This is a genomic window from Brevundimonas sp. SGAir0440 (assembly GCF_005484585.1).
GTDB lineage: Bacteria > Pseudomonadota > Alphaproteobacteria > Caulobacterales > Caulobacteraceae > Brevundimonas.
This window is the reverse complement of the sequence record NZ_CP039435.1, coordinates 796,729-820,838: the sequence shown is the minus strand read 5'-3', so window position 1 is coordinate 820,838 and position 24,110 is coordinate 796,729. Positions and strand designations below refer to the sequence as shown.

Annotated in this window: 26 protein-coding genes; 12 read left to right on the top strand and 14 right to left on the bottom strand. The window is 68.9% G+C overall.

Annotated features, from left to right (window positions below):
* Window positions 1-16: 16 nt before the first annotated feature.
* The 5 genes from murU to E7T10_RS04000 all read left to right on the top strand — a co-directional run bounded on the left by murU (window position 17) and on the right by E7T10_RS04000 (window position 7,918).
* A complete protein-coding gene (gene murU / locus E7T10_RS04020) occupies window positions 17-712 on the top strand; it encodes an N-acetylmuramate alpha-1-phosphate uridylyltransferase MurU (RefSeq protein WP_137722547.1) in 696 nt (231 codons plus the stop codon).
* Window positions 709-3,777: a double-strand break repair protein AddB gene (gene addB, locus E7T10_RS04015; protein ID WP_137720825.1), complete on the top strand. Its 3,069-nt coding sequence runs from the start codon at window positions 709-711 to the stop codon at window positions 3,775-3,777. Before murU ends, addB begins: the two co-directional genes overlap by 4 nt.
* Complete coding sequence (gene addA / locus E7T10_RS04010; RefSeq protein WP_137720824.1) at window positions 3,774-7,214, top strand: double-strand break repair helicase AddA; 3,441 nt, start codon at window positions 3,774-3,776, stop codon at window positions 7,212-7,214. Before addB ends, addA begins: the two co-directional genes overlap by 4 nt.
* 116 nt (window positions 7,215-7,330) lie before the next feature.
* Window positions 7,331-7,660 carry a thioredoxin gene (gene trxA / locus E7T10_RS04005; protein WP_017506226.1) on the top strand — a complete coding sequence of 110 codons (330 nt, stop codon included), beginning with the start codon at window positions 7,331-7,333 and terminating at the stop codon, window positions 7,658-7,660.
* Window positions 7,661-7,732: 72 nt separating this feature from the next.
* Entirely contained in the window at window positions 7,733-7,918 is a 186-nt protein-coding gene (locus E7T10_RS04000; RefSeq protein WP_017506225.1) for a hypothetical protein, read from the top strand.
* Here E7T10_RS04000 and E7T10_RS03995 read toward each other — a convergent pair.
* Complete coding sequence (locus tag E7T10_RS03995) at window positions 7,915-9,201, bottom strand: folylpolyglutamate synthase/dihydrofolate synthase family protein (protein WP_137720823.1); 1,287 nt, start codon at window positions 9,199-9,201, stop codon at window positions 7,915-7,917. The two genes, E7T10_RS04000 and E7T10_RS03995, sit on opposite strands and share 4 nt — an antisense overlap.
* A 36-nt stretch (window positions 9,202-9,237) precedes the next feature.
* Here E7T10_RS03995 and E7T10_RS03990 point away from each other — a divergent pair, with 36 nt between their 5' ends.
* Window positions 9,238-9,681, top strand: coding sequence for a DoxX family protein (locus E7T10_RS03990; protein WP_137720822.1), 444 nt, complete (start codon window positions 9,238-9,240; stop codon window positions 9,679-9,681).
* Here E7T10_RS03990 and accD read toward each other — a convergent pair.
* From accD to E7T10_RS03945, 9 genes are all read right to left on the bottom strand, one after another.
* Window positions 9,636-10,526 (bottom strand): acetyl-CoA carboxylase, carboxyltransferase subunit beta, encoded by an 891-nt coding sequence (gene accD / locus E7T10_RS03985; RefSeq protein WP_039246013.1) that lies wholly within the window; start codon window positions 10,524-10,526, stop codon window positions 9,636-9,638. The genes E7T10_RS03990 and accD overlap by 46 nt on opposite strands.
* Before the next feature lie 10 nt (window positions 10,527-10,536).
* The gene (gene trpA, locus E7T10_RS03980) at window positions 10,537-11,379 is read right to left on the bottom strand and encodes a tryptophan synthase subunit alpha (protein WP_137720821.1); all 843 of its coding nucleotides are present in this window, start codon (window positions 11,377-11,379) and stop codon (window positions 10,537-10,539) included.
* Window positions 11,376-11,684 carry a hypothetical protein gene (locus E7T10_RS03975; RefSeq protein WP_137720820.1) on the bottom strand — a complete coding sequence of 103 codons (309 nt, stop codon included), beginning with the start codon at window positions 11,682-11,684 and terminating at the stop codon, window positions 11,376-11,378. The genes trpA and E7T10_RS03975 overlap by 4 nt, the downstream gene beginning before the upstream one ends.
* The gene (locus E7T10_RS03970) at window positions 11,681-12,163 is read right to left on the bottom strand and encodes a hypothetical protein (RefSeq protein WP_137720819.1); all 483 of its coding nucleotides are present in this window, start codon (window positions 12,161-12,163) and stop codon (window positions 11,681-11,683) included. The genes E7T10_RS03975 and E7T10_RS03970 overlap by 4 nt, the downstream gene beginning before the upstream one ends.
* Window positions 12,160-13,362 (bottom strand): tryptophan synthase subunit beta, encoded by a 1,203-nt coding sequence (gene trpB, locus E7T10_RS03965; RefSeq protein ID WP_168189973.1) that lies wholly within the window; start codon window positions 13,360-13,362, stop codon window positions 12,160-12,162. The genes E7T10_RS03970 and trpB overlap by 4 nt, the downstream gene beginning before the upstream one ends.
* 77 nt (window positions 13,363-13,439) lie before the next feature.
* Entirely contained in the window at window positions 13,440-14,081 is a 642-nt protein-coding gene (locus E7T10_RS03960; RefSeq protein ID WP_137720818.1) for a phosphoribosylanthranilate isomerase, read from the bottom strand.
* 40 nt (window positions 14,082-14,121) lie between these two features.
* Window positions 14,122-14,874, bottom strand: coding sequence for a pseudouridine synthase (locus E7T10_RS03955; protein ID WP_137720817.1), 753 nt, complete (start codon window positions 14,872-14,874; stop codon window positions 14,122-14,124).
* 32 nt (window positions 14,875-14,906) lie between these two features.
* Complete coding sequence (locus E7T10_RS03950) at window positions 14,907-15,806, bottom strand: class I SAM-dependent methyltransferase (protein WP_137720816.1); 900 nt, start codon at window positions 15,804-15,806, stop codon at window positions 14,907-14,909.
* 4 nt (window positions 15,807-15,810) lie between these two features.
* Window positions 15,811-16,611, bottom strand: coding sequence for an undecaprenyl-diphosphate phosphatase (locus tag E7T10_RS03945; protein WP_137720815.1), 801 nt, complete (start codon window positions 16,609-16,611; stop codon window positions 15,811-15,813).
* A gap of 138 nt (window positions 16,612-16,749) precedes the next feature.
* On the opposite strand from E7T10_RS03945, the gene E7T10_RS03940 reads away from it, so the two are divergent.
* Together E7T10_RS03940 and E7T10_RS03935 are read left to right on the top strand one after the other, a co-directional pair.
* Window positions 16,750-17,736, top strand: coding sequence for a cation diffusion facilitator family transporter (locus E7T10_RS03940; RefSeq protein WP_137720814.1), 987 nt, complete (start codon window positions 16,750-16,752; stop codon window positions 17,734-17,736).
* Between the two features lie 61 nt (window positions 17,737-17,797).
* Window positions 17,798-18,484 carry a glutathione S-transferase family protein gene (locus E7T10_RS03935; RefSeq protein WP_112863432.1) on the top strand — a complete coding sequence of 229 codons (687 nt, stop codon included), beginning with the start codon at window positions 17,798-17,800 and terminating at the stop codon, window positions 18,482-18,484.
* On the opposite strand, the gene E7T10_RS03930 is transcribed toward E7T10_RS03935, so the two are convergent.
* Window positions 18,481-18,816 carry a GIY-YIG nuclease family protein gene (locus tag E7T10_RS03930; protein WP_137720813.1) on the bottom strand — a complete coding sequence of 112 codons (336 nt, stop codon included), beginning with the start codon at window positions 18,814-18,816 and terminating at the stop codon, window positions 18,481-18,483. The genes E7T10_RS03935 and E7T10_RS03930 overlap by 4 nt on opposite strands.
* A 58-nt stretch (window positions 18,817-18,874) precedes the next feature.
* Between E7T10_RS03930 and E7T10_RS03925 the strand changes: the two genes are divergently transcribed.
* Together E7T10_RS03925 and queG are read left to right on the top strand one after the other, a co-directional pair.
* A complete protein-coding gene (locus E7T10_RS03925) occupies window positions 18,875-19,417 on the top strand; it encodes a DUF2239 family protein (RefSeq protein WP_137720812.1) in 543 nt (180 codons plus the stop codon).
* Between the two features lie 29 nt (window positions 19,418-19,446).
* Window positions 19,447-20,592: a tRNA epoxyqueuosine(34) reductase QueG gene (gene queG, locus E7T10_RS03920; protein WP_246846092.1), complete on the top strand. Its 1,146-nt coding sequence runs from the start codon at window positions 19,447-19,449 to the stop codon at window positions 20,590-20,592.
* A gap of 218 nt (window positions 20,593-20,810) precedes the next feature.
* On the opposite strand, the gene E7T10_RS03915 is transcribed toward queG, so the two are convergent.
* Window positions 20,811-21,326: an FKBP-type peptidyl-prolyl cis-trans isomerase gene (locus E7T10_RS03915; protein WP_137720811.1), complete on the bottom strand. Its 516-nt coding sequence runs from the start codon at window positions 21,324-21,326 to the stop codon at window positions 20,811-20,813.
* A complete protein-coding gene (locus tag E7T10_RS03910) occupies window positions 21,307-22,509 on the bottom strand; it encodes a threonine ammonia-lyase (protein WP_137720810.1) in 1,203 nt (400 codons plus the stop codon). The genes E7T10_RS03915 and E7T10_RS03910 overlap by 20 nt, the downstream gene beginning before the upstream one ends.
* A gap of 174 nt (window positions 22,510-22,683) precedes the next feature.
* Here E7T10_RS03910 and E7T10_RS03905 point away from each other — a divergent pair, with 174 nt between their 5' ends.
* Both E7T10_RS03905 and E7T10_RS03900 read left to right on the top strand, forming a co-directional pair.
* Complete coding sequence (locus E7T10_RS03905; protein ID WP_055807750.1) at window positions 22,684-23,199, top strand: hypothetical protein; 516 nt, start codon at window positions 22,684-22,686, stop codon at window positions 23,197-23,199.
* Window positions 23,200-23,314: 115 nt separating this feature from the next.
* Complete coding sequence (locus E7T10_RS03900) at window positions 23,315-23,512, top strand: hypothetical protein (protein ID WP_039244035.1); 198 nt, start codon at window positions 23,315-23,317, stop codon at window positions 23,510-23,512.
* A 16-nt stretch (window positions 23,513-23,528) separates the two neighbouring features.
* On the opposite strand, the gene E7T10_RS03895 is transcribed toward E7T10_RS03900, so the two are convergent.
* Entirely contained in the window at window positions 23,529-24,062 is a 534-nt protein-coding gene (locus tag E7T10_RS03895) for a GNAT family N-acetyltransferase (RefSeq protein ID WP_045810625.1), read from the bottom strand.
* Window positions 24,063-24,110 lie beyond the last annotated feature (48 nt).

The window sequence follows — 24,110 nt, the reverse complement described above, 5'->3', positions numbered from 1 at the left end:
TGCGCCAAAAACGGCCATGGTCCTCGCCGCCGGCCTGGGCACGCGCATGCGGCCCCTGACCGACGACCGACCCAAGGCCTTGGTCGAGGTCCAGGGCCGCGCCCTGATCGACCATGTGCTGGACCGTCTGGCGGAGGCCGGCGTCGAAAGGGCCGTGGTGAATGTTCATTGGTTCGCCGACCGACTGGAGGCGCATCTGACGGCGCGGAGCCGCGGCCCCGAGATGGTGATTTCCGACGAACGCGCCGAGTTGCTGGAAACAGGCGGCGGGCTGAAGAAGGCGCGCGCCTTGCTGGGCGACGATCCCGTGTTCGTCGCCAATATCGACAGCGTCTGGATCGATCGCGGCGATGCGCTCGCCGACCTCGTGCGGCTGTGGAACCCCGAGACCATGGACGCTGCCCTGCTGCTGGCCCGCCGCGAAGGCTCCATCGGCTTTGAGGGCGACGGCGATTTCTTCATGGCCGACGACGGGACGCTGACGTTCCGTGGCGACGCCCCGTCCGCGCCGTTCGCCTATATGGGCGTCCACATCATCCGCCCCGGATACGCCGATCACGGCCCCGACGGCCCCTTCTCCCTCAGCCCCCTGTGGCGCAAGTCCGCCGCCGAGGGACGTCTGTTCGGCTGCGTTCTGGACGGCGCCTGGATGCACGTCGGCGACCCGCAGGCGCGGGACGAAGCCGAGGCGAAACTGGCGGGAGAGGCGTGAGCCTGTTCGATCCCTTTCTGGGCGACACGCCGCGCTGGTACGCCATCCCCGCGCACCGGCCGTTCCTTGAGGACCTGGCCGCCGGGGTGCTGGCCTGGCTGGGCGATCTGCCGCCCGAAACCCTGTCGGACGCCACCATTCTGTTGCCCAACCGCCGGGCCGCGCGCGCCTTCACCGGCGCCCTGTCCAAGCTGTCTCAGGGTCGCCCGATCCTGCTGCCTCAGGTGCGGCCGCTAGGCGATCTGGAGGAGGACGAGCCGCCGTTTACACCGGGCGCCCTGGGTCTGGACCTGCCGCCCGCCATCCCCGCCCTGACCCGCCGTTTCGAGATGGCGCGGATGATCGTCGAACGGTTCGATGCGTCCTTGAGCCCGATGCGCGCGCTGGACCTGGCCGATGCGCTGGGCGGCTTCCTCGATTCCTGCCAACTGGAAGAGATTCAGAACCCCGAGCGGATCACGACCCTGGTCGACGGCGAAATGGCCGAACACTGGGAACGATCGGCCGAGTTTCTGGGTCTGGCGGTCGAGGCCTGGCCGAAGCGTTTGGCCGAACTGGGTCTGGTCGATCCGGCCTGGCGTCGCGCGACCCTGCTGCGCCGCCTCGCCGAGCTGTGGGACCGCGAGCCGCCGCGCCAGCCCGTCATCGCCGCCGGTTCGACCGGCACCGTCCCCGCCGCCGGCGACGTGCTGAAGGCCGTGGCGCGGGCGCCGCTGGGCTGCGTCGTCCTGCCTGGTCTCGACCTGGATCTGGACGCCGGCGTCTGGGATCGGTTGGACGAACAACATCCGCAAAGCGCGATGAAGCGGCTGCTGGACCGCTGCGAGATCGCGCGCGAAACCGTCCGCCCCTGGTTCCGTCCCGCCGTTCCCGCCGCCGTCGAGGCGTGCGGACTGGCGCGCCAGCGGCTCGTCAACGAGGCCCTGCGCCCCGCCGAGGCCACCGATGACTGGCGCCGCGCCATCCGCGACATCCGCTCGGCTGCCGCCGCGCGCAGCGAGGCGCGCGACCCCATCGCCGAAGGGCTGCAGGGCCTGTCACTGCTGAGCGTGCGCGCCGAGGAAGAGGCCGCCGCCGCCATCGCCCTGATGATGCGCGAGACGTTGGAAACGCCGGGCAAGACCTGCGCCCTGGTCACGCCGGATCAGGCCCTGGGTCGCCGCGTCACAGCCCGGTTGGAACGCTGGGGCGTCATCCCCGATTCGTCCGCCGGCGCCCCGCTGTCGCGCCTGCCCGCCGGCGTCCTGGTCGATCTGTGCGCGCGCTGGATCGCCGATCCGGTCCAGCCCCATCTGCTGCTCGCCGTCGTCAAACATCCGCTGGTCCGGTTCGATCTGGGCGACGCTCCTCAGGCCGCCGCCGTCGCCGCGCTGGAGGAACACGCCCTGCGCGGCCCCCGCCCGCGCGACTTCGCCGCCATCCATCGCCGTCTGCTGGAAGCGGTCCAGCCCGACCGGCGCGGCAAGGCGCCGCCGGAATGGAAACAGGCCCGGCTGTCGGCCGCGACCCGTCTGGTCGATCAGCTTCAGTCCGCCGTCGAAGCCGCGACCGCCGTCTTTGCGCCCGACGCGGACCAAAAGCTCAGCGCGGACCTCAATCTCGCCGCCTTGGCCCTGACCCGGCTGATCGAAACTCTCGCCGGCCAGAACGCCTGGGCGGGTCCCGACGGCGAGGCCGCCGCCAGCCTTCTGTCCGGCCTGATCGAGGGCGGAGCGTCGCTCGGCCGCATCCGCCGCGCGGAACTGGCCGAATTGGTCACGTCCCTGGTCAAGGAAAACGTGGTGCGGACCGGCGGCGCGACCCATCCGTCGCTGCGGATTCTCGGCGCCATCGAGGCGCGTCTGGTCAGGGCGGACCGGATGATCCTGGCCGGGCTGGAGGAGGGCGTCTGGCCCCAGGCGGCCCCCACCGATCCCTTCCTGTCGCGCCCGATGCGAAAGGCGCTCGGTCTGCCGCCGCCCGAGCGTCGACTGGGCCAGACGGCGCAGGACTTCGTCCAGGCCGCCTGCGCTGACGAGGTCATCCTGATCCACAGCGAGCGGCGCGGCGGCCAGCCCGCTGTCCGCTCGCGCTGGCTGTGGAGGCTGGAGATGTTGACGCGCGGGGCCGGCGTGGCGTTGCCGCGTCCCACGACCGTGCTGGACTGGGCCCGCGCCCTGGACGCACCCCCGCCCGGCCCGCCCCGGTTCGCCAAACGACCGGAGCCGCGCCCGCCGGTGCATCGCCGTCCGCGCAGCCTGTATGTCACCCGCATCGAACGCTGGGTGCGCGATCCCTATGCCATCTACGCCCTGTGGGTGCTGGGGCTGGAGGCGATGGAGCGGCCTGGCGCGTCCGCCGAAGCGCTGGCTCGCGGCAACGCCGTCCACGCCGCCATCGAACGGCTGACGCTGGACTGGCCGAACGCCCTGCCTGACGACTGCGAGGCCATCCTGCACGACCATCTGCTGCGCGAACTGGGCGCGCGCGGGTTCGAGGACGCGGCCATGGCGCGCGAGGCGCCGCTGGCCCGCAACTGCGCCCGCTGGCTGACCGAGTTCGAGCGTCGACGTCGGGCGCGCGGCGTCGACATCCTGGTGGAACAGCAGGGGACGATGACCTTCGACGCCCCGGCCGGCCCCTTCACCGTCAAGGCCTTCGCCGACCGGATCGAGCTGGCGTCGGACGGCGCGGCGGTCATGGACTTCAAGACCGGGGCGGCGCCGTCCGCCAAACAGGTCAAATCCGGCTTCGCCCCCCAGCTGACCCTGACCGCCGCCATCCTGGCCGACGGGGGGTTCAAGGACACCAACGGCCCGGTCACGCCCGACGAACTGACCTATGTCCGCGTGGTCGGGCGAAAGACGGCGGGCGAAGTCGTCACCCGCGCCTCGGGCCTCGAGGCCGTCGACCTGGCCCAGGCGGCGCTGGAAGGTCTGAAGCGCCGCGTCGCTCGTTTCGACGACGAGAACACGCCTTACATTTCTTGGGCCGCACCTCAGTTCATGGGCAATCAAGGCGGCAACTACGACCATCTGGCCCGCGTCTGGGAGTGGTCGGTGATCGGCGACGGGGACGAAGAATGAGCATCGCCCCCCAGATCGTCGCCCCGCAGATCTTGGCCGCCGATCCGCGCCTGACCGTCTTCGTCACCGCCAACGCCGGTTCGGGCAAGACCACCACCCTGGTCAACCGGGTGGCGCGGCTGCTGCTGGATCGGGTCGACCCCGGCGCCATCCTGTGCGTCACCTACACCAAGGCCGCCGCCGCCGAGATGCAGGCCCGGCTGTTCGACCAGTTGGGCGGCTGGGCCGTGCTGGACGACGCCGCCCTGTCGCGCGAACTGGCCCGTTTGGACGACGGCGACCCGCAGGCGATGGATCACGCCGCGCTTTCCCGCGCGCGCAAGCTGTTCGCCCGCGCGCTGGAGACGCCGGGCGGGCTGAAGATCCAGACCATCCACGCCTTTTGCGAAAAGCTGCTGCGCCGGTTCCCGCTGGAAGCCGGGGTCTCGCCCCGCTTCACCGTGCTGGAAGACCAGGCCGCGACCGTTCTCAGCCACGCCGCGCGCGAAGATCTGGCCCGCGCCGCCGTCGCCGATCCGGACGGCCCAATCGGCCAGGCCTACAGCCATTTCGCCGTCGAGCTGGACTGGCAGCGGTTCCAGGCCCTGCTGTCGATGATCGAGGCGAAACGCGCCGATCTACTGGACTATATCGACCGCGCCGAGGCGGGAACCGCGCCCGATCCCTGGGCCCTGACCGGCGCAGAGCGCGACCGCAGCCCGGAAGATCTGGAACGGGACTTCGTCGCCTTCATCGATCCCGGCGAATGGAACCGCATGGCCGAGGCCATGGAAACCGGCTCGGCCAATGACAAGAAGATCGCCGACGCCATGAGCGTCGCCGCCCCGCCCTATGCCGGGTTCGCGGCCTTGGCCGGGGTCTTCTGCACCCAGGCGGGCGAGCCGCGAAAGAGCATGGGCACCAAATCGGCGCCGCAGGGCGCGGTCGGCTGGCTGCTGGACCTCCAGACGAAATTCCTCGCCACGCGCGAGGCCCTGCGCAAGGCCAAGGTCGCGGATGATACGGTCAAGGTCCTGACCCTGGCCCGCGCCCACGCCGCCTTCTACGAAACCGCCAAGGCCAAGCGCGGGGCTTTGGACTTCCCCGACCTGGTCGCGCGCGCCGCCGCTCTGCTGACCCAAAGCGGTGCCGCCGCCTGGGTGCTGTACAAGCTTGACGGCGGAGTCGATCACGTCCTGATCGACGAGGCCCAGGACACCGCCCCCGAACAATGGGCCATCGTCCGCGCCCTGACCGGCGAGTTCTACTCCGGCGAAAAGTCCGGCCGTACCGTATTCGCCGTCGGCGACGAGAAACAGTCGATCTATTCCTTCCAGGGCGCGCGACCCGAACGGCTGCGTCAGGAACGCGGGGCCTTCCTCGCCCTGGCCGAGGGCGCCGGCGAGCCCTTCGCCGGGCCGGAACTGAACACCTCCTACCGTTCCACCGAAGATGTGCTGGCCTTCGTCGACGCCGTCTTCGCCGACCCGGACCGCACCCGCGCCCTGACCGGCCCGCAAGGCGACATCGCCCGACACCTGCCCGCCCGCATCGGCCAGCACGGCGCCATCGACCTGTGGCCCCTGTTCCTGGACGAGCCCGCGCCAGAAACCGACGCCTGGGACGATCCCGTCGATCAGGAAGGCGCCGGCAGCGCCAGGAAGCGCCTGGCCCGCGACCTGGCCCGCGAGATCCGCCGCCAGGTCGAAAGCGGCGTCGCCGTCTTCGATCGCAGCACCCGCGACCTGCGCCCCGCCGGCTATGGCGACTACATCGTCCTGGTCCGACGCCGCGACGCGACGTTCGAAGAAATCATTCGCGCGCTGAAGACCGAGGGCGTCCCGGTCGCGGGCGCCGACCGCCTGAAACTGTCCAGCCATATCGTCTTCGACGACCTGATCTCGCTGGCCCGCTTCGCCCTCTTCCCCGACGACGACCTGTCCCTGGCAGAGGTGCTGCGCAGCCCGCTGTGCGATGTGGACGAGGACGGCCTTTATGCGCTGGCCGGGCGCGAGGACCGAAAGGCCGGCCAGCTGTGGCGCGACCTGCGCGACCGGGCGCACGAACGCCTCGAATGGGCCCGCGCCCGCGATGCATTGCAGGCCGCCATCGGCGCGCGCGGCGGCGATCCCTTCGCCTTCTTCTCCCAGGCCCTGAACCGGGTGGACGATACGGGGTGGTCCGGCCGCGCCCGCATCCTGGCCCGGCTGGGGCGCGAGGCGGAAGAAGCCATCGACGAGACCCTGAACCAGGTGCTGGCCGCCGAGAACCGGGGCGCGGTCGATCTGGAGACCTGCCTGGCCCAGATGGAGGCCGCCGACGTCGAGGTGAAGCGCGAACTGGAAGGCGCGCGCGGCGAGGTTCGCGTCATGACCGTCCACGGCGCCAAGGGTCTGGAGGCGCCCATCGTCATCCTGCCCGACACCACCATGAAGGCGAAGGCGCAAGGCCCTTCCCTGATGCCCGCGGTCACGCCGGAGGGCGAGGACGAGGCCTGGCTGATGGCGCCCGGCTCGGCGAAGGACGACTGCCCGGCCTCGGCCGACGCCCGCGCCGCGCGCCAGGCCCGCACCGACGACGAGACCCTGCGCCTGCTCTATGTCGCCCTGACCCGCGCGCGGGACCGCGTCATCGTCATGGGCCGCGCCTCCAGCCGAGGCGCCGAGGCCGGCAGCTGGTGGTCGATCCTCGAGGAAACCTTCGACCGCCTGGGCGATCAGGTGCGCGAGGTCGAGAACGGTGTGCGTCGCTATGGCGTCGACCCCGAGCGTCGTCTGGTCGCCGCCGATGAAGTCCGGTCCGCCGCCGTCCTGCCAACCTGGACCGCCTCGCCGCCGCCGGCCGACGCCGCCGCCCGCTTCGCCTCGCCGTCACGGATGGAGGGCGGCGCGATCCGCATTCCCGCCCCCTCGCCTTTGGCCAACCGCGCGGCCGGCGGGGCATCGCTGGGCCGATTCCGGCGCGGCGACCTGATCCACCGTTTGCTGGAACGCCTGCCCGAGATCGCGCCCGCCGACCGCCCCGACGCCGCCCAACGCCTGCTGGCTCGCGAGACTGATCTGGACGAGGCCCAGCGCGCAGAGATGATCGCCGCCGCCTTCTCTGTGCTGGACGACGCCCGCTTCGCCCCCGTCTTCGGTCCCGGCTCCCGCGCCGAGGTGGCCCTGACGGGATCGGCGCCCGACCTGCCGCCCGGCGTCGCCATCAACGGCCGCATCGACCGGCTGGTGGTCACGCCCGAGAAGGTTCTGGTCGTCGACTACAAGACCAACCGCCCTGCGCCAGACGCCGTCGAGGCGGTCGATCCCGCCTATGTGCTGCAGGCCGCCGTCTATGTCGCCGTGCTTAGGCGCCTCTATCCCGACCGCCCCGTCGAGGCCGCCCTGGTCTGGACCGACGGGCCCAAGCTGATGCCCATTCCCGAAACCCTGCTGGCGGCGGCGCTCGCGGGTAGTTGAATTGCCCGCGATTCGCTCCCACATCTGCGACCGAACCCGGACGCTCCGGCCAACATAAACCTGCGCTCAAGTAGCGAGGCGCCGCGCGCCGAGCGATAGCGCCCAAGGAGCCATTTATGGCGACAGTGAAAGTCACCGACGAAAGCTTTGACGCCGACGTCCTGAAATCTTCGACCCCGGTCCTGGTCGATTTCTGGGCCGAATGGTGCGGCCCCTGCAAACAGATCGGCCCGGCGCTGGAACAGATCGCCGACGAACTGGGCGGTCAGGTCACCGTGGCCAAGATCAACATCGACGACAGCCCCATGACCCCGTCCAAGCTGGGCGTGAAGGGCATTCCGACCCTGATGCTGTTCAAGGACGGCCAGATGGCTTCGATGAAGGTCGGCGCCATGCCCAAGGGCAAGATCGTCGAATGGCTGGCCGAGGCCGGCGTCAAGGCCTGAGCCCTTTCGACCCTGTCAGATCAAGCGCCCGCCGGTCCGACCGGCGGGCGTTTTTCATGCTAGGATGGCGCCATGAGCGACGAAGACACCCCGAACCCGGCTGACGACATCCCCGGCGAGACCCCGGTCCAGAAGGCTCTGCGCCTGAAGACCGCCAAGCTGGATGCGCGCGCCAAGCCGCCGCGCGGCGGTCGCTTCCAGCGCGAACAGGCCGCCCGCATCGCCGCCGGCAAGTCCAAGCCCTGGATGACGCGCTAGACGGGCCAGGTCTCCTCGCTGGCGCCCAGGACCTCGCCGGCCAAATACAGCGATCCGCAGATGGCGACCCGGCCGGCGCCCAGGCGCAGCGCCAGGTCCAGCGCCTCGGCAACCGAACCCGCCGGGGTCGCCGCCAGCCCATGCCCGCGCGCCACGGCCGCCAGGGCCGTCGGCTCGGCCGCCGCCCCGTCGAAGCCGACGGTGAAGACGGTGGCCTGGCTGTCCTTCAGCGCGGCGATGAATCCACCCGCGTCCTTGTTGTTCAGCATGCCGCAGATCAGGGCCAGGGGACGCGGCGCCCGCGCCTGACGCTCGGCCAGAAACGCCGCCAGCGCCCGCGCTGCATGGGGATTGTGTCCCCCGTCCAGCCACAGCTCCGCCTCCGCCGCCTTGGCCGCAGCGCCGTAGGGGCCGCCCGAAATCCGTTGCAGCCGCGCGGGCCAGCGCACGCGCTTCAGCCCCTCGGCGATCGCAGCCTCGGGCAGGTCAAGTTCGACCGCCGCCGCCACGGCCAGGGCCGCATTGTCGATCTGGTGCGCGCCTGCCAGGGCCGGCGCCGGCAGGTCCATGAACAGTTCGGCCGTCTGGAACGCCAGGCCGCCCCGCTCGGCCCAGGCGTCGAAGTCCACACCCAGCACGGTCAGCCGTGCATGGACGTCCGTGGCGCGTCGCTCGATGGCGGCCATCGCCTCTTCCTTCTGGCGCGCGATCACGGCCGGCGCTCCGGCCTTCAGCACCCCGGCTTTTTCCGAGGCGATGGCGGCCAGATCCGTGCCCAAAAACTCCGCATGGTCGTAGTCGACCGGGGCGATGACGCTAAGCAGCGGCCGCTCGATCACATTGGTCGCGTCCAGCACCCCGCCCAGACCCACTTCGATGATGGCCAGATCGGCGGGCGTCTCGGACATGGCCAGAAAGGCCGCGGCGGTGGTGCTTTCGAACACCGTGGCCTCGCTGTCCGTTTCGGCCATGACCGCCTCGATCCGGTCCAGGATCGCGTTCAGATGCTCGTCCTCGATCAGCGTTCCAGCCAGCCGGATCCGTTCATTGAACCGCACCAGGTGAGGCGAGGTATAGGCGTGCACCTTCAGCCCCGCCGCCTCGGCGATGGCGCGGATCAGGGCGACGGTCGACCCCTTGCCATTGGTGCCCGCCACATGGATCACCGGCGGAAGCTTGTGCTGCGGATCGCCAAGGGCCGCGCACAGCACGCGCATTCTTTCCAGCGAAAGGTCGATCCGCTGGGGGTGGCGCGCGCGTAGTCGTTCGGAGACGGGATCCATCCGCCTCCTTTACCTGCTGATTTCGAGAACCGCGACATGACTTCCAGGCCGCAGATCAGAACCGCGGCGCGCCTCGTCCTTGCGGCCGTCTTTTTGGGCGCAGGCGTACTGCATCTGATGGTCCCCGGCCCCTTCGTGCGGATCACGCCGGCGTGGGTTCCGCAGCCGGCCCTGGTCGTGGCCCTGACGGGGATCGCAGAACTGCTGGGCGCGGCGGGTCTGATGATCCCGCGCCTACGCGTCGCCGCCGGCTGGGCGCTGGCTGCCTACGCCGTCTGCGTCTATCCGGCCAACATCCAGCATGCCGTGAACTTTATGGCGTCGGGCGCAGCCTTAGGCTGGGCCTATCACGGCCCGCGCCTGCTGCTTCAGCCGGTCATCATCTGGTGGTGCCTGTGGGCCTCGACCGCGATCGACTGGCCCTTCAAACGGTCTCAGGCGGCGGCGCGCGTCCCGCCCATCAGCATGGACAGGATCTGACCCAAGGTGCGCGGCAGGTCGGCGCGGGTCACGACCCGGTCCACCATGCCCTTTTCCTGCAGATATTCGGCGCGCTGGAAGCCGGGCGGCAGCTTCTCGCGGATGGTCGCCTCGATCACGCGCGGCCCGGCGAAGCCGATCAGGGCGCCCGGTTCGGCCAGATGCACATCGCCCAACATGGCGTAGGAGGCCGTCACCCCGCCCGTCGTCGGATCCGTCAGCACCACGGCATAAGGCAGTCTGGCGTCCTTCAGCTCTTCGATGGCCAGGGTGGTGCGCGCCATCTGCATCAGCGACAGGGCGCCTTCCTGCATCCGCGCGCCGCCGGCGGCGGTGAAACAGACCAGCGGAACCTTACGGCTGACCGCCTCGCGCGCCGCCTTGATGAAGGCCTCGCCCGCCGCCATGCCCAGCGACCCGCCCATGAAGGTGAAGTCCTGGACGATCACGACCGCGTCCTGACCGCCGACCGAACCATAGCCGATGGCCATGGTGTCCTTGCGGCCCGCGGCCTTGCGCGCGGCGTTCAGGCGATCCTTGTAGGATTTGCCGTCCGAGAATTTCAGCGGATCTTCCGGCACGTCGGGCGTATCGATGGACTGGAAGACGCCGCCGTCGAAGGTGGCCTTCAGGCGCGTCGGCGCATCGATGCGCATATGCCGGCCCGACGGCGTCACCCAAAGGGCCGCCTCCAGGTCCGAGCGATACAGCATCTCGCCACTGTCGGGATCCTTGACCCAGAGATTGTCCGGGGTGTCGCGGCGCGACACGATCTTGCGCACGCCCGGCGCAAAGCGGCTCAGCCAGCCGCCGCGCTTTTCCTGAGGCTTGGTCTTGTCGTTCATCCGCGCGCTCTTAGACGGTTTCCGCCACGGAAGCACTAGCGGCGACGGATCGAACCGCATCGCCCAGCGCCTTCACCCGGGCCAGAACGCGCGGCGCGACGGGATCGTTCGCCTCCAGCGCCGCCGCCACCTCGTCCACCAGGGCCGAGCCGACGACCACCGCATCGGCGACACGGGCGATCTCGGCGGCCCGTTCAGGCGTCTTGACCCCGAACCCGACCGCGACCGGCAGGCCCGAGGCCTTGCGCACCCGCTCGACCGCCGGCGCCACCACGTCGGCGTTCGCTTCCTTGACGCCCGTCACGCCCGCGACGGCGACGTAATAGACGAAGCCCGATGTGCCCTGGACCACGATCTTCAGCCGCTCGTCGTCCGAGGTCGGCGTCGCCAGGCGGATCAGCGAGATCGACACCTTGTCCAGCGCCTCGATCAGCGGCCCGGCCTCTTCCGGCGGGCAGTCCACCACGATCAGCCCGTCGATGCCGCAGTCGGCGGCGTAGGCGGCGAAGGCGTCATAGCCCAAGCTCTCGATCGGGTTCAGATAGCCCATCAGCACGATGGGCGTGGCGTCGTCGCCCTGACGGAATTCCCTGGCCAAATCCATCGTCGCGCGCAGGCCGAAACCCGCCGCCATGCCCCGGATCGCCGCCCGCTGGATCGGCGGCCCCTCGGCCATCGGATCGCTGAACGGAAAGCCCAGTTCGATGATGTCGGCGCCCGCAGCCGGCAGGCCGTTCAGGATCTCCAGCGCCTCTTCGCGCGACGGATCGCCGCCCATCACATAGGGAATGAAGGCCGCACGGCCCTCGGCCTTCAGCGCCTTGAAGCGCGCATCGATACGGGCGGTGGTCATGAGATTGCCTGACAAGATTTTCGCGGCGTCTCTAGGGATGCTGCAAACCATTGGAAGTCTGTGATCGGATAGCATCGAGAGCCGTAGGCGATATCAAATCCTGATGGGATCAGGCGCCGATCACACACCATCTGATCGCGCACAAATGCACGTTCTATAAATCGCATATTTCCGGCCTTGTCACAGACGGCAATATCAGCCGACCGAGCAATCACTAGGTTTACCGCCTGCACCGAATTTTCGGGTGGTGATGACGCACACGAAACCAGCAAAGCCATCAAGCCAACGATGGCAACGCGGTTCATTGCGGCTGCGCCGGAACCTGACCGACGGGCGGGGTCGCGGCCGCAGCAGCCGCGCACACGTCGCCCGGAATGGTGGCGAAGCCCAGATAGCCGGGCAGCTCGGCGACGGCGGTCTTTGTGGTGTCGTAGAAGGCGACCATCTGCATCCCGTCGCAGCCGCCGGCCTCGCGGCGCTTGATGAAGACGACGCGGTTGTCGTCGCCGCCGGCGGCCAGCCAGTTCTTGGTTTCCAGATCGGCGATATAGGCGTCGGCCAGGGCGCCGATCTGGCCCAGCTGCGCGGTCACGCACCAGGCCCGCCCCGTCAGATTGTTCAGCCCCCCGCAATCGGGCGACAGCTCCGCGCCGGGCAGCAGGCCGACGTCGGCCGGACCGCCTTGCGGCGCCGACTGCGGCGCAGCGGGGGCCGGCGTCTGGGCCTGCGCAACCGCGGCGGACAGGCTCAGGGCGGCAGTCGCCGCAAGAAGGGTACGGATCACAGGTTCACTCCCAGATGTTTGGCGACCTGGAAGATGTCCTTGTCGCCGCGCCCCGACATCAGCAGGACGACGTCGCCGCCCTTGCCGACTTCGCGCGCCACTTCGCCCGTCCGCGCCAGGGCGTGGGCGGGCTCCAGCGCCGGAATGATGCCTTCCAGCTTCGAGCACAGCTGGAAGGCTTCCAGCGCCTCATTGTCCGTCGCCGAGCGGTATTCGGCCCGGCCGATGTCGTGCAGCCAGGCGTGTTCCGGCCCGATACCCGGATAGTCCAGACCGGCCGAGATCGAGTGCCCCTCGACGATGTTGCCGTCCTCGTCCTGAAGCAAGTAGGTCCGGTTGCCGTGCAGCACGCCCGACCGCCCGCCTTTCAGCGAGGCCGCGTGATCCGGCGTATCCAGACCATGGCCGGCCGCTTCGACGCCGATCAGGCGCACGCCCTCGTCCTCGATGAAGGGGTGGAAGGCGCCGATGGCGTTGGACCCGCCGCCGATGCAGGCGACCACCGCTTCAGGCAGCTTGCCCATCCGGGCCATCGACTGGCTCTTGATCTCCTTGCCGATCACCGACTGGAAATCGCGCACCATGGCCGGATAGGGGTGCGGACCCGCCGCCGTGCCGATGATGTAATAGGTGTCCGAGACGTTGGTGACCCAGTCGCGCATCGCCTCGTTCATCGCGTCCTTCAGGGTCGCGGCGCCGGCCGTGACCGAGAAGACTTCCGAACCCAGCAGACGCATGCGGAACACGTTCGGCTGCTGCCGCTCCACGTCCACCGCGCCCATATAGACCGTGCAGGGCAGGCCGAACCGCGCCGACACGGTCGCCGAGGCGACGCCGTGCTGCCCCGCGCCGGTCTCGGCGATGATGCGCGTCTTGCCCATGCGGCGGGCGAGCAGGATCTGGCCCATGCAGTTGTTGATCTTGTGCGCGCCCGTATGGTTCAGGTCCTCGCGCTTCAGCCAGATGTTGGCCCCGCCGAAATGTTCGGTCAGGCGCTCGGCGAAATACAGCGGGCTCTCGCGACCGACGTAATGCTCCAGATAACCGTCCAGCTCGGCCTGGAAGCTGGGGTCCGCCTTGGCCGCCTTGTAGGCCGCGTCCAGCTCATGGATCAGCGGCATCAGGGTCTCGGCCACAAACTGACCGCCATACGGACCGAAGCGACCCTGCGCGTCCGGCCAGGCGTAGGCGTTCGACAGCGACTGGGTGGAATCGGCGGCTTGAATAGGGGTCTGGGCGTTCACGGTTTCGACTTTCACGCGGAGAGGCGTCGCAATTACGACCGGCGCGCGTTTTGGATGAAGGCCGCGATCCGGTCGGCGTCCTTAACACCCGGCGCGCTTTCCACGCCAGAGGACACATCGACCATGGGCACGCCCGTCATCCTCAGCGCCTCGGCCACATTGTCCGGGTTCAGACCGCCCGCCAGGAACCACGGATGTCGAAAGGCGCGACCCGACAGCAGGGTCCAGTCAAAACTGTGCCCCACCCCGCCGGGCAGCGCCGACCCCTCCGGCGGCTTGGCGTCGAACATCAGATGATCGGCATGATCATCCCACGCATCGGCGGCGGCGAAATCGTCCGCCTGGCGGATGGGTAGGGCCTTGATCACACCCGCCCCCGTCAGCGCCCGCACGCGCTCTGCCCGCGCCGGCGCCTCAGACCCATGCAGCTGGATGAGGTCGGGCCTTAGCGTCCGGGCGATCTGTTGCAGCAGGGCGTCGTCGGGATCGACCGTCACCGCCACGATCTTCGCCCGCCCCCGCGCCCGCTCGAACAGGGCGGCGGCGGTTTCGGGATCCAGATGGCGCGGGCTTTTGGGGAACACCACCGCCCCCACGAAATCCGCTCCGCCCACCAGAGCGACGTTGAGCGTGTCGGGCGTGGTCAGGCCGCAGATCTTGATCTTGGTCGTCATCCCTCGACCTGCGCGTCCGATCCCGCAGGCGTCAAGAGCCTCAACCCACGCTCCCGGGCGCCGTGAAGATCGAAGCGACCTCGTCCGCCGTCGCGAGGCGCCACTGACCAGGCGCCAGATCGGCGGGCAGGACCAGTCCGCCCAGCTGTTCGCGATGAAGGGTTTCGACGTGGTTGCCGGCGGCGGCGAACATCCGGCGCACCTGATGATAGCGCCCCTCCGTCACCGTCAGCAGAGCCTCGGTCGGCGAAACCACCTCCAGCACCGCCGGCGCCAACGGCTTGTCCTCGCCCTCCAGCACCAGCTCGCCCGAAGCGAACAGCGCGCCTTCCGTTCCGGTCAGCGGCCGCGCCAGACCCGCCCGGTAAACCTTGGCCACATGGCGCTTGGGACTGATCACCCGGTGCAGCAGATCGCCGTCGTCAGTCAGCAGCAGCAGACCCGTCGTCTGCTTGTCCAGCCGTCCGATGGTCGAGATGGCGGGATCGCGCGCCCGCCAGCGCCCCGGCAGGATGTCATAGACCAGCGCCCCCTCTTCCTTGTGGGAACAGGTCATGCCCAGCGGCTTGTTCAGCAGGATCACCAGACCCTGCACGGGGTCCAGAGGCTCGCCGTCGATCTCCATCCGGCCGGGCAGATCGGGCGTCACGGCGATGCGTTTGGACACGTCCGTCAGGTCCGTCCCGTCCAGCACGATGCCGCCCGCCTTGGCCATCCGCGCCATCTCGGCGCGGGATCCATAGCCCATCGAGCCCAGCAGACGATCGACCCTCGACGTCGGGACTTTCTTCATGCGCTACCGCCCTTCGGACTGCTTGAGCGCGGTCACTTCACCGCCTCGAACAGCTTGTAGCCGCCCGCCTCGGCGACCAGCCGCACCCGCTTGAACGCCGCGTTCAGCTCGGCCTCATACGGCAGGTGCCGGTTGGCCACGACCCAGGCGACGCCGCCCTTCTTCAGCAGTTCGGCCGCCTTGCGGATAAAGGCCTGCCCCAGCCGCCTGTCCTCGGCCCCGCCGTCGTGGAAGGGGGGATTGCTGACCACGAAATCCTTGTCGCCCTTGGCGTCCAGGGTGCGGGCGTCCGACCACCACACCTTGGCGCGGTCGTCCTCGATATTGCGGCGAGCGGCCTGGATGGCGCGGCGATCCAGATCGACCATCTTCAGCTTGGTCACGGCGGGCGAGCGCAGCACTACGATCGACAGCGCGCCATAGCCGCAGCCCAGATCGACCCCCTCGCCCTTCATCGGCGGCAGGTGTTCGGCCAGCAGCGCCGAACCCGGATCGATCCGGTCCCAGGCGAACACGCCGGGCTGCGACCAGGCTTCCAGTCCCGGCACGATCTGCGGCCCGCCGGAGGCGATGGCTTCGTCCAGCCCCTCGACCGTTTCGGGTCGAATGACGATGCAGCGACGATGGTGCGCCTTGGCGGTCTCGGCGACCTCCAGGCCGAACGTCTTCAGCTCCTTGCCCAGGCGCGATCCGCCCTTGTCCTTGGGCGCCATGACGTCCAGCTGTCCCCCCACTTTCAGCGCCTTCAGCGCCAGGGCCAGCACGTAGCGCCGCTCCAGCACGCCGGGCGGGGCGTAGATCATGATGCTGTCGGCCGAGCCCGGTTCCTGCGCCTCCAGCGCAGCCGAGTCCGGGATCAGGGGCGAGGTCTGGATTGCGTCGCCGGGCGGATCGAAGACGACCGGCGGGCGGCCATACAGAAGCGTGGTCATGGCCTCAGAACCCCGCCTGCAACAGCGCCAGCCCCACGACCCCGACCACGATCCGCCACCAGGCGAAGACGCCGAAGCCGCGCTTGGACACGAAATCGAGCAGGAACCGCACCACCGCCAGGGCCGAGATGAAGGCCACGACGAAGCCCACGACGATCAGGCCGATGTCGCTGAAATCCAGCGTCTTGTGGTTCTTCAGCAGGTCATAGGCCACCGCCGCCCCCATGGTGGGCAGGGCCAGAAAGAAACTGAACTCGGCCGCCGACCGCTTGTCGGTTCTCAGCAGTAGGCCGCCGGCGATGGTGGCGCCGGACCGCGACACGCCGGGGATCATGGCCAGGCACTGGAACAGGCCGATCAGGAAATAGATGCGCATCGGATAGGCCTCGGCGTCCAGCCACCTGGGCGTCTTGTCCATCCGATCCAGCAGCAACAGGATCACCCCGCCGACGATCAGGGCGATGCACACCACCTGCGGCGTCTCGAACAGCACCGTCTTGATGAAGTCATAGGCCAGGAAACCGATCACGACGGCCGGCGCGAAGGCGACCAGCAGGCCGATCAGAAATCGGCGCGCCTCGGCGTCGAAGGGCCAGCGCGTCGCCAGGGTCCACAGCTTTTTGAAATAGACGCTGACGATGGCCAGCAGGGCGCCCAGCTGGATCACGATCTCGAACGTCTTGCCCGCGCTCTCGAAGCCCATGAAATGGCCCAGCAGCAGCATATGGCCGGTGGACGAGACCGGAATGAACTCGGTCAGCCCCTCGACCAGACCCAGGATGATGGCGGCAAGCCAGTCCGACATGAGACCCTCGAAAACCAATGCGCCCGGAACGCGCCGCGCCCGGATGCCTTCCCCCTAGAGCATGATCGTTTCTGACGGAACGACCCGTTTGGGCCAGCGGTTGGCTTTCAGCCACGATTGCGCGAGAAGAAGCCGACAATGACGACGCCCGCCCCCGCCCCCGCCTCGCTCGACGACGCCCATCTGGCCACCCGCCGCATCACCCGCCTGTCGGTCGGGGTCGCGGTGGCGCTGATCGCGATGAAGGCCTTTGCGCTGGGCGCCTCAGGCTCGGTCTCCATCCTGGCGACCCTGGCGGATTCGGTGCTGGATCTGGCGGCGTCCCTGACCACCTTTTTCGCCGTGCGCTGGGCCGCCGCCCCGGCCGACGAGAACCACCGCTATGGCCACGGCAAGGGCGAGGCGCTGTCGGCCCTGGTCCAGGCCGGGTTGGTCTTCGCCTCGGCCCTCTTCATCGCCTGGGAGGGGGTGCAGCGCATCTTCGACCCCCGTCCCGTGACCTCCGGCGTCTGGGCCACGGGCGTCATGGTCGCGGCCATCGCCATCACCGCCTGGCTGGTGTGGATGCAGACCCAGACGCTGAAGAAGACCGGCTCTCTCGCCGTCGCCGGCGACCGCGCCCATTACGCCGCCGACCTGGCCGCAAACGTCGTTGTGCTGATCGGGGTGATTTCGGGGGCCTTCCTGGGCGCGCCGGGACTGGATGCGGCCGCCGGCATCGTCGTCGCCGTCTGGCTGTTCTGGGGCGCGACGGGCATGTTGAAGGCCGCCGCCGATCACCTGCTGGACCGCGCCGTGCCCGAGGCCGACCGCGCCGCCATCACCAAGGCCGTCCTGGCCGACCCCCAGGTCTTCGGCGTGCACCAGTTGCGCACCCGCATGTCTGGTCAGGTGATGATGATCCAGATGCATGTCGACCTGGACGCGCACCAGACGCTGGACGCCGCCCACGCCATCGTCGTCGCCGCCGAGAACCGGGTGCTGGCTCAGTATCCCGCCGCCGACATCCTGATCCACGCCGACCCGCGCGGCCACGCCCGTCCGCAGCCCGCGGTCCCGGCCGCGGCTCCCGCCGAGCCCCAAGCCGCCTCGACCGGCCCCGCGCCCAAGGGGCCGTGGTCCTGACCTTGCGTCCAATTTCAATGCAGTAAACGCGCATTAACGGGTCCGGGCGCATCACCCTTAGATGGCCGACCCTTGTGTTCTCTTCCACTTCGCCTTCCAGCCCGCCTCACGCGCCGCGCGACTGGCGCTGGGAGAGGCGCGGATCGAATGGACGGATGCGCCGGTCCGTCCGTGGGAGGACGATTGCCCGGTCAACGACTTTAACCCGTCCGGCCTGCCGCCGGTGATCCAGACGATGGATCGCGGCCGCCCGCTGGTGCTGTGCGAACTGCCCGCCATCCTGGGCTGGATCGAGGATCAGCAAAAGGGGCCGCTGCTGCTGCCCGCCGATCTGGCCGAACGGGCCGAGGCGCGCCGCCTGACCGGCTGGTTCGAGCGCCGCTTCATGGACGAGGTCGACGCCGTCCTGCTGCACGAGCGGATGGAAAAACCGCTGCTGAAGCTAGGCCCGCCCGAAGCCCGCGCCCTGCGTGACGGCCGCGACGCCCTGAAATCCCACCTCGCCATGCTGGAGGACCTGGTCGCCGCGCGCGACTGGCTGGCCGGCCGCCGCCTGTCCCAGGCCGACCTGATCGCCGCCGCCCACCTGTCGGTGCTGGACTATTTCGGCGAGATCCAGTGGAAGACCTGGCCCGGCCTGAAGACCTGGTACTCCAAGCTCAAATCCCGCCCCTGCTTCCGCCCCCTGCTCGCCGACCGCTTCGTCGGCGTGCCGCCGTCGGCGTGGTATGCGGACCTGGATTTTTAAAGCGCCTCGGCGCCCAACCGGGCGATCCACAGCTTGGCGCGACTAAGCAGCTCGTCCTTGCGCCTCAAGTTTGAGATGTCTTCCGGCAGACGGTCCAGCTGTTCGAAGCGAAAATCCTCGGGTGTGTGCGCCTTCCACGCCGCCTGAAGCGACCGATACGGACTGCCGCCGTGGCGCAGCGCAAACCACAGGCCGTTCTGCTCGGTGTCGATGTGGCGGCTCTTGCCGACCCAGACCTGACCCGTCGCGCTGCAGATCACGGCATATACCCCGGCGATGGTCACGCGCTCCTTATATTCGGCGATCAGGCTCTTGCGATTTGTCGGGGTCATGGCGCTCTCTTATTTATCCGGGTATAAAGATGACAGACAATTTCATCCGGGTAAATACATGAGCGACGAAGTTCGCGATCTGATCCTGTTCGACGGCCCCCGACGCATCGCAAGAGGCTCGGACGCCGCCGTGGCTGCCGCCTGTCGCAAGGCCCTGGCGGCCTCGCCTCACGCCGCGCTACGCGTGTTCGATCTGGCGACCGGTCGGCCGGTCGACCTGGACCTCCGCGAACAAGAACCGGCTTTGGCTCAAAAGCGCGGCCGTCCGCGTCTGGGCGTCGCCGCACGCGAGGTCACGCTGTTGCCCCGGCATTGGGACTGGCTGGCGACCCAGCCGGGCGGCGCCTCGGCCGCCCTGCGCCGTCTGGTGGAACAGGCCCGCAAGACCGGCGCCGACAACGATGTACGCCGCCGTCGCACCGAAGCCGCCTACGGCTTCATGGTCGAGATGGCCGGCGACGCCCCCGACTTCGAGGAGACCAGCCGCGCGCTGTTCGCCGGCGACCGCGATCGTTTGACCGCCCTGATCGCCCCTTGGCCCACTGACATTCGGACCCAGATTCTCGAACTGTTCGACGGCGCGGCGGCATCCGGCGACTGACAAAGACGTCTCTTCGCCGCTGCTTGCAGATGAGACTTCATGCTATCCCCCGCCCCGTGTCCGACCGCCTGAAAACCTTCATCCGCCAGCGCGCGGCCGAGCTGGGCTTCGATGTCTGCCAGTTCGCCTCGGCGGCCGACGCCTGGCCGGCGGGCGAGCGGCTGCGGCGTTTCGTGAACGAGGGCCGGCATGGCGACATGGAATGGATGGAGACGACGCTGGATCGCCGCCAGCACCCCACCGCCATGTGGGATCAGGCCAGGACCGCCATCGTCCTGGGCATGAACTACGGCCCTGAGCAGAACCCGCTGGATCAGCTGGCTGACCGCTCGGCCGGCTACATCTCGGTCTATGCGCGCGGCGACGACTATCACGAGGTCATCAAGGGCCGGCTGAAACAGCTGGCGGGCCAGATCGCGGCCCGCAACGGGGCCGACATCAAGGTCTTCGTCGACACCGCCCCCCTGATGGAAAAGCCGCTGGCCCAGCGCGCCGGCCTGGGCTGGCAGGGCAAACACACCAATCTGCTCAGCCGCACCCACGGCAACTGGCTGTTTCTGGGCACGATCCTGACCGCCGCCGAGATCGCGCCGGACGCGGCCGAGACCGAACACTGCGGCCGCTGCACATCCTGTCTCGACGCCTGCCCAACCAAGGCCTTTCCCGCCCCGTTCCAGCTCGACGCCCGGCGCTGCCTGTCCTACCTGACCATCGAGTTCGCCGGGCCCTGGCCGGTCGAGTTCCGCACCCTGACCGGATCGCGCATCTATGGCTGCGACGACTGTCTGGCGGTCTGTCCGTGGAACAAGTTCGCCCAGGAAGCCCGCGAAATCCGGCTGGCGCCCCGCCCGGCTTTTCAAAGCCCACGCCTGCATGACCTGCTGGCGTTGGACGACGCCGCCTTCCGCGCCCTTTTCACCAAGAGTCCGGTCAAGCGGATCGGCCGCGACCGCTTCCTCAGAAATGTCCTCTACGCCGTCGGCAACTCGGACGACGCGACCCTCATCGCCCCGACGAAGGCCTTGCTTGACGACCCCTCGCCCCTGGTGCGCGGCGCCGCCGTCTGGGCCCTGTCGCAACTGACGCCGCCCGCCGAGTTCGCGACCCTGGCCGAGGCGACGACCGAGACCGATCCCGCGGTCCTGACCGAATGGCGGGGCCTGGAACCCGTCTAGCCAGCGCAACCGCCGCGACGAACCACAGCAATTTCAACGCCCTGAAAACGTCCAGCGACCGTTACTCAACCGTCCCCGCGCATTCGGCTATACTGCCCGCCTGACCTTCGACATCCGCCGGGGACCTGCAAACCGCTCGCAAAAATCTGCACGAAAGTGCACTCAAAAAAATCAACAGTGCACATTTCCTTCGCCTCGCGCGGAGGAAACGCCAACCGTCACCCCATCGCCATCCCGACGCCCGATCCGCCGCCGGGCACCTTGGCCACGTCCAGCAGTTTCAGGCGGAAGATCAGCACCGAGTTGGCCGGGATCTTCGGATTGCCCTGCTCGCCATAGCCCAGCTCGGGCGGGACATAGAGCAGCCATTCGTCGCCGACGCGCATCTTCTGCAGCGCCTCGGTCCATCCCTTGACCACTTCCTCGGGCGTGAACACCGCCGGCGCCCCGCGCGCGAATGAGCTGTCGAACACGCTGTTGTCGACCAGCTTGCCCTCGTAGTCGACCTTGACCAAGTCGTTGCGGTCGGGGCTGACGCCGCCAGCCGGCCCCGCCTGCACCACCTTGTACTGCAGGCCGCTGGTCAGGGTCTGAACGCCCTCTTCCTTGCCGTTCTTGGCCATGAAGGCGGCCGCCTCGGCCTTGCCTGCGTTCGGATCGACCGGCGCGGCTTGGCCGCAGGCCGCCAGCAAGAAGCCCGCGACGATCGCCGCCTTACCCCATCCGAAGTTCATAGCCGCGTTCCTTCAAGGCCTCGCCGATCTCGTCGGCGTGGGCGCTATCGCGCGTTTCGACCATGATGTCGAACTCGGCGCCCTTGGCCGGCACGTCCAGCGCCAGACGGTTGTGGACCACGTCGATGATGTTGCCGCCCAGGCCGCCGATCACCGCCGCCATGGCCGACAGCATGCCCGGCCGATCGTCGCCCAGGATGCGATAGACGATCAATCTGCGCTCACGGACCATCTCGCGGTTCAAGACGACCGCCAGCATCCGCGCATCGATGTTTCCGCCGCACAACTCCAGCCCGACCTTCATCCCCTTGAACCGGTCGGGATAGGCCAGAAGCGCGGCCAGACCGCCCGCGCCGGCCCCTTCCGACACCGTCTTCTCATAGGTGACATAGGTGGCGACGGCCCGTTCGAAGTCGGCTTCCTGGCAGACGAAGACGTCGTCTACCAGCGGGTCGGCCAGGGCGAAGGGAATGTCGCCGACGGCCTTGATGGCGATGCCCTCGGCGATGGTCTGGCCGGTGCAGAGCGGCGGCATTCCCGCCCGTTTGGCGGTGAAGGACGGATAGCGCGCGGCCTCAACGCCGAAGACCTTGATGTCTGGCTTCATCGCCTTGGCCGCAATGGCGCAGCCCGCGATCAGCCCGCCGCCGCCGATGGGGATGATCAAGGCTTCGACCTCGGGCGCATCCTCCAGAAGCTCTATCGCGCAGACACCCTGGCCCGCCACGATGCCTTCGTCGTCGAAGGCCGAGACGAAGACATAGCCCTTTTCGGCCTCCAGCCGCTTGGCCGCCTCGGTCGAGCCGGTGAAGTCCAGCCCCTCGATCACCACGGTCGCGCCGTGCGAGCGCGTGCCGTTGATCTTGGCGAAGGGCGTGCCCTCGGGCATCACGATGGTCACCGGCACGCCCAGACGTCCGCCGTGATAGGCCAGGGCCTGGGCGTGGTTCCCAGCGCTGGCGGCCACCACGCCGCGCTTCCTCTCCTCGGGACTCAGCATCAGCAACCGGTTCAGAGCGCCGCGCTCCTTGAAGCTGCCGGTGAATTGCAGATTGTCGAATTTCACCCAGACCTCGGCGCCCGTCAGCTGCGACAGCTTTCTGGAGTAGCGGGTCGGGGTGCGGTCGACCGCGCCGGCGATCCGGGTGCGCGCGGCTTGAATATCGGCGAAGGTGACGGTCATGCAGGGCGTTTCCGAGCTGTCGCGCCTCGACGAATGGGCGCGTTGTCGGGCCTGTTTCGCGCGTTGTCGGGTCCGGGTCCAGAGGGGGAATCTTGAGCGTGGAAGTCGCCCGGCCTGTCGTGCGATAGTGGGGGAAGTCGTCCCCCACGACCCCGAAATCCCGGAGGAAGCCCCATGTCGATCCGTTCGTTCGCCGCCCCTGGCTTGGCTCTCGCCCTGACCGCCGCCGCCCTCTCCGCCTGCGCGCCGACAGCCGGCGGCGGCCTGCCGAACGGGGGACCGGCCGCCTTCAACGAGGCGGATTTCGGCTGGTCCCAGATGCCCGGCCGCAACAGCATTCAAGGCCAGATCGCCTTCGCCCGGGACGGCAAGGCCTTCGACTGCGTCGCCAGCGTCGGTCTGACGCCGGACACACCCTATACCCGCGCGCGCATTCGCACCCTGTACGGCTCGACCCAGCGCGCGGCCGTGCCTGCCGCCGTCGTTCGCGCCCGCACCGTCGCCGACGCCAACGCCGATTATCGCAACTATGTCCGCTCCGAGCGGTGCGAAAACGGCCGTTTCCGTTTTGACGGCCTGCCAGACGGCGGCTGGTTCCTGATCGTGCCGGTCACCTCGGGCGATGCGCCCCTGGTGCTGATGCAGTCGGTGCAGACGCGCGGCGGCCGGGTCGTCTCCGTCACCCTGTGACCCGCAGGCCCCTTCTCACGAAGATGCGACCCCGGTAACGCGGATCGCCATCTTCTGACCACGAGCGCCCCGGACTGATCGCGGCTTCTGTGCGAGAGTTCGGGGAGCTTTTTTCTTGTCCCAACACAACATCATAGGATCCGAGGCCTTTACGCGAGGGCCGTCGGTCATCATCCGCAAGTACAAGGCGGGCGGCATGCGGCGTCGCCGGTCCAAGACCATCGCCACCTTCATCGCCGGCGCGGGCGCCATGCTGGTGGTGGGCGCCGTCGCCGTCGCGGCCGTCTATGGCCCCGCCCTGGCGGGCGGCTGACCCTGCGGGCTGGCCGTCAGGCCAGCCACACCATCATGCGCGTATCGGCCTCGGCCCGACGCGCACGGCTCCACGCCCGGCGCGTCTCGCCGGTGTAGAGAAAGCCCGCCTTTTCCAGCACGCGGCCAGAGGCCGGATTGTCGGCGAAATGGCCGGCGACCAGCGCCCGGCGCTTCCACTTGCGGCTGGCCCAGACCAGGGCGGCGTCCAGCGCCTCGGTGGCGAAGCCCCGACCCCAGTATTCACGCCCGATCCAATAGCCGGTTTCCGGCACCCGGTCTTCGCCCTCGAACAGGCCGATGACGCCGATGGGCCCCACGTCCTCATGGTCGATGACGAAGGTGTTGGCTCGTCTTGGGTCCTGCGAGGCGACCTGCAACACGAAGTCGTCGGCGTCGCGCATCTGGAACGGATGCGGCATCCGCTTGGTCATGCGCGCGATGTCCAGGTCGTTGGCCAGGGCGGCGATGCGCGGCGCATCCTGGGGCGCGGGCGCGCGCAGGATCAGGCGCCGGGTCTCGACGACAGGAGAGGTTTCGATGACGCACATGGGCGTTGCCTCGGATTGTCGACCATCTCCTTGAAGGGCTCGGACGGT

Coding starts and splice junctions, on each gene's coding strand:
- murU (WP_137722547.1), top strand. CDS start 17: ATGGTCCTCGCCGCCGGCCTGGGCACGCGCATGCGGCCCCTGACCGAC.
- addA (WP_137720824.1), top strand. CDS start 3,774: ATGAGCATCGCCCCCCAGATCGTCGCCCCGCAGATCTTGGCCGCCGAT.
- trxA (WP_017506226.1), top strand. CDS start 7,331: ATGGCGACAGTGAAAGTCACCGACGAAAGCTTTGACGCCGACGTCCTG.
- E7T10_RS04000 (WP_017506225.1), top strand. CDS start 7,733: ATGAGCGACGAAGACACCCCGAACCCGGCTGACGACATCCCCGGCGAG.
- E7T10_RS03995 (WP_137720823.1), bottom strand. CDS start 9,201: ATGGATCCCGTCTCCGAACGACTACGCGCGCGCCACCCCCAGCGGATC.
- E7T10_RS03990 (WP_137720822.1), top strand. CDS start 9,238: ATGACTTCCAGGCCGCAGATCAGAACCGCGGCGCGCCTCGTCCTTGCG.
- accD (WP_039246013.1), bottom strand. CDS start 10,526: ATGAACGACAAGACCAAGCCTCAGGAAAAGCGCGGCGGCTGGCTGAGC.
- trpA (WP_137720821.1), bottom strand. CDS start 11,379: ATGACCACCGCCCGTATCGATGCGCGCTTCAAGGCGCTGAAGGCCGAG.
- E7T10_RS03975 (WP_137720820.1), bottom strand. CDS start 11,684: ATGAACCGCGTTGCCATCGTTGGCTTGATGGCTTTGCTGGTTTCGTGT.
- E7T10_RS03960 (WP_137720818.1), bottom strand. CDS start 14,081: ATGACGACCAAGATCAAGATCTGCGGCCTGACCACGCCCGACACGCTC.
- E7T10_RS03955 (WP_137720817.1), bottom strand. CDS start 14,874: ATGAAGAAAGTCCCGACGTCGAGGGTCGATCGTCTGCTGGGCTCGATG.
- E7T10_RS03950 (WP_137720816.1), bottom strand. CDS start 15,806: ATGACCACGCTTCTGTATGGCCGCCCGCCGGTCGTCTTCGATCCGCCC.
- E7T10_RS03945 (WP_137720815.1), bottom strand. CDS start 16,611: ATGTCGGACTGGCTTGCCGCCATCATCCTGGGTCTGGTCGAGGGGCTG.
- E7T10_RS03940 (WP_137720814.1), top strand. CDS start 16,750: ATGACGACGCCCGCCCCCGCCCCCGCCTCGCTCGACGACGCCCATCTG.
- E7T10_RS03935 (WP_112863432.1), top strand. CDS start 17,798: ATGGCCGACCCTTGTGTTCTCTTCCACTTCGCCTTCCAGCCCGCCTCA.
- E7T10_RS03930 (WP_137720813.1), bottom strand. CDS start 18,816: ATGACCCCGACAAATCGCAAGAGCCTGATCGCCGAATATAAGGAGCGC.
- E7T10_RS03925 (WP_137720812.1), top strand. CDS start 18,875: ATGAGCGACGAAGTTCGCGATCTGATCCTGTTCGACGGCCCCCGACGC.
- queG (WP_246846092.1), top strand. CDS start 19,447: ATGAGACTTCATGCTATCCCCCGCCCCGTGTCCGACCGCCTGAAAACC.
- E7T10_RS03915 (WP_137720811.1), bottom strand. CDS start 21,326: ATGAACTTCGGATGGGGTAAGGCGGCGATCGTCGCGGGCTTCTTGCTG.
- E7T10_RS03910 (WP_137720810.1), bottom strand. CDS start 22,509: ATGACCGTCACCTTCGCCGATATTCAAGCCGCGCGCACCCGGATCGCC.
- E7T10_RS03905 (WP_055807750.1), top strand. CDS start 22,684: ATGTCGATCCGTTCGTTCGCCGCCCCTGGCTTGGCTCTCGCCCTGACC.
- E7T10_RS03895 (WP_045810625.1), bottom strand. CDS start 24,062: ATGTGCGTCATCGAAACCTCTCCTGTCGTCGAGACCCGGCGCCTGATC.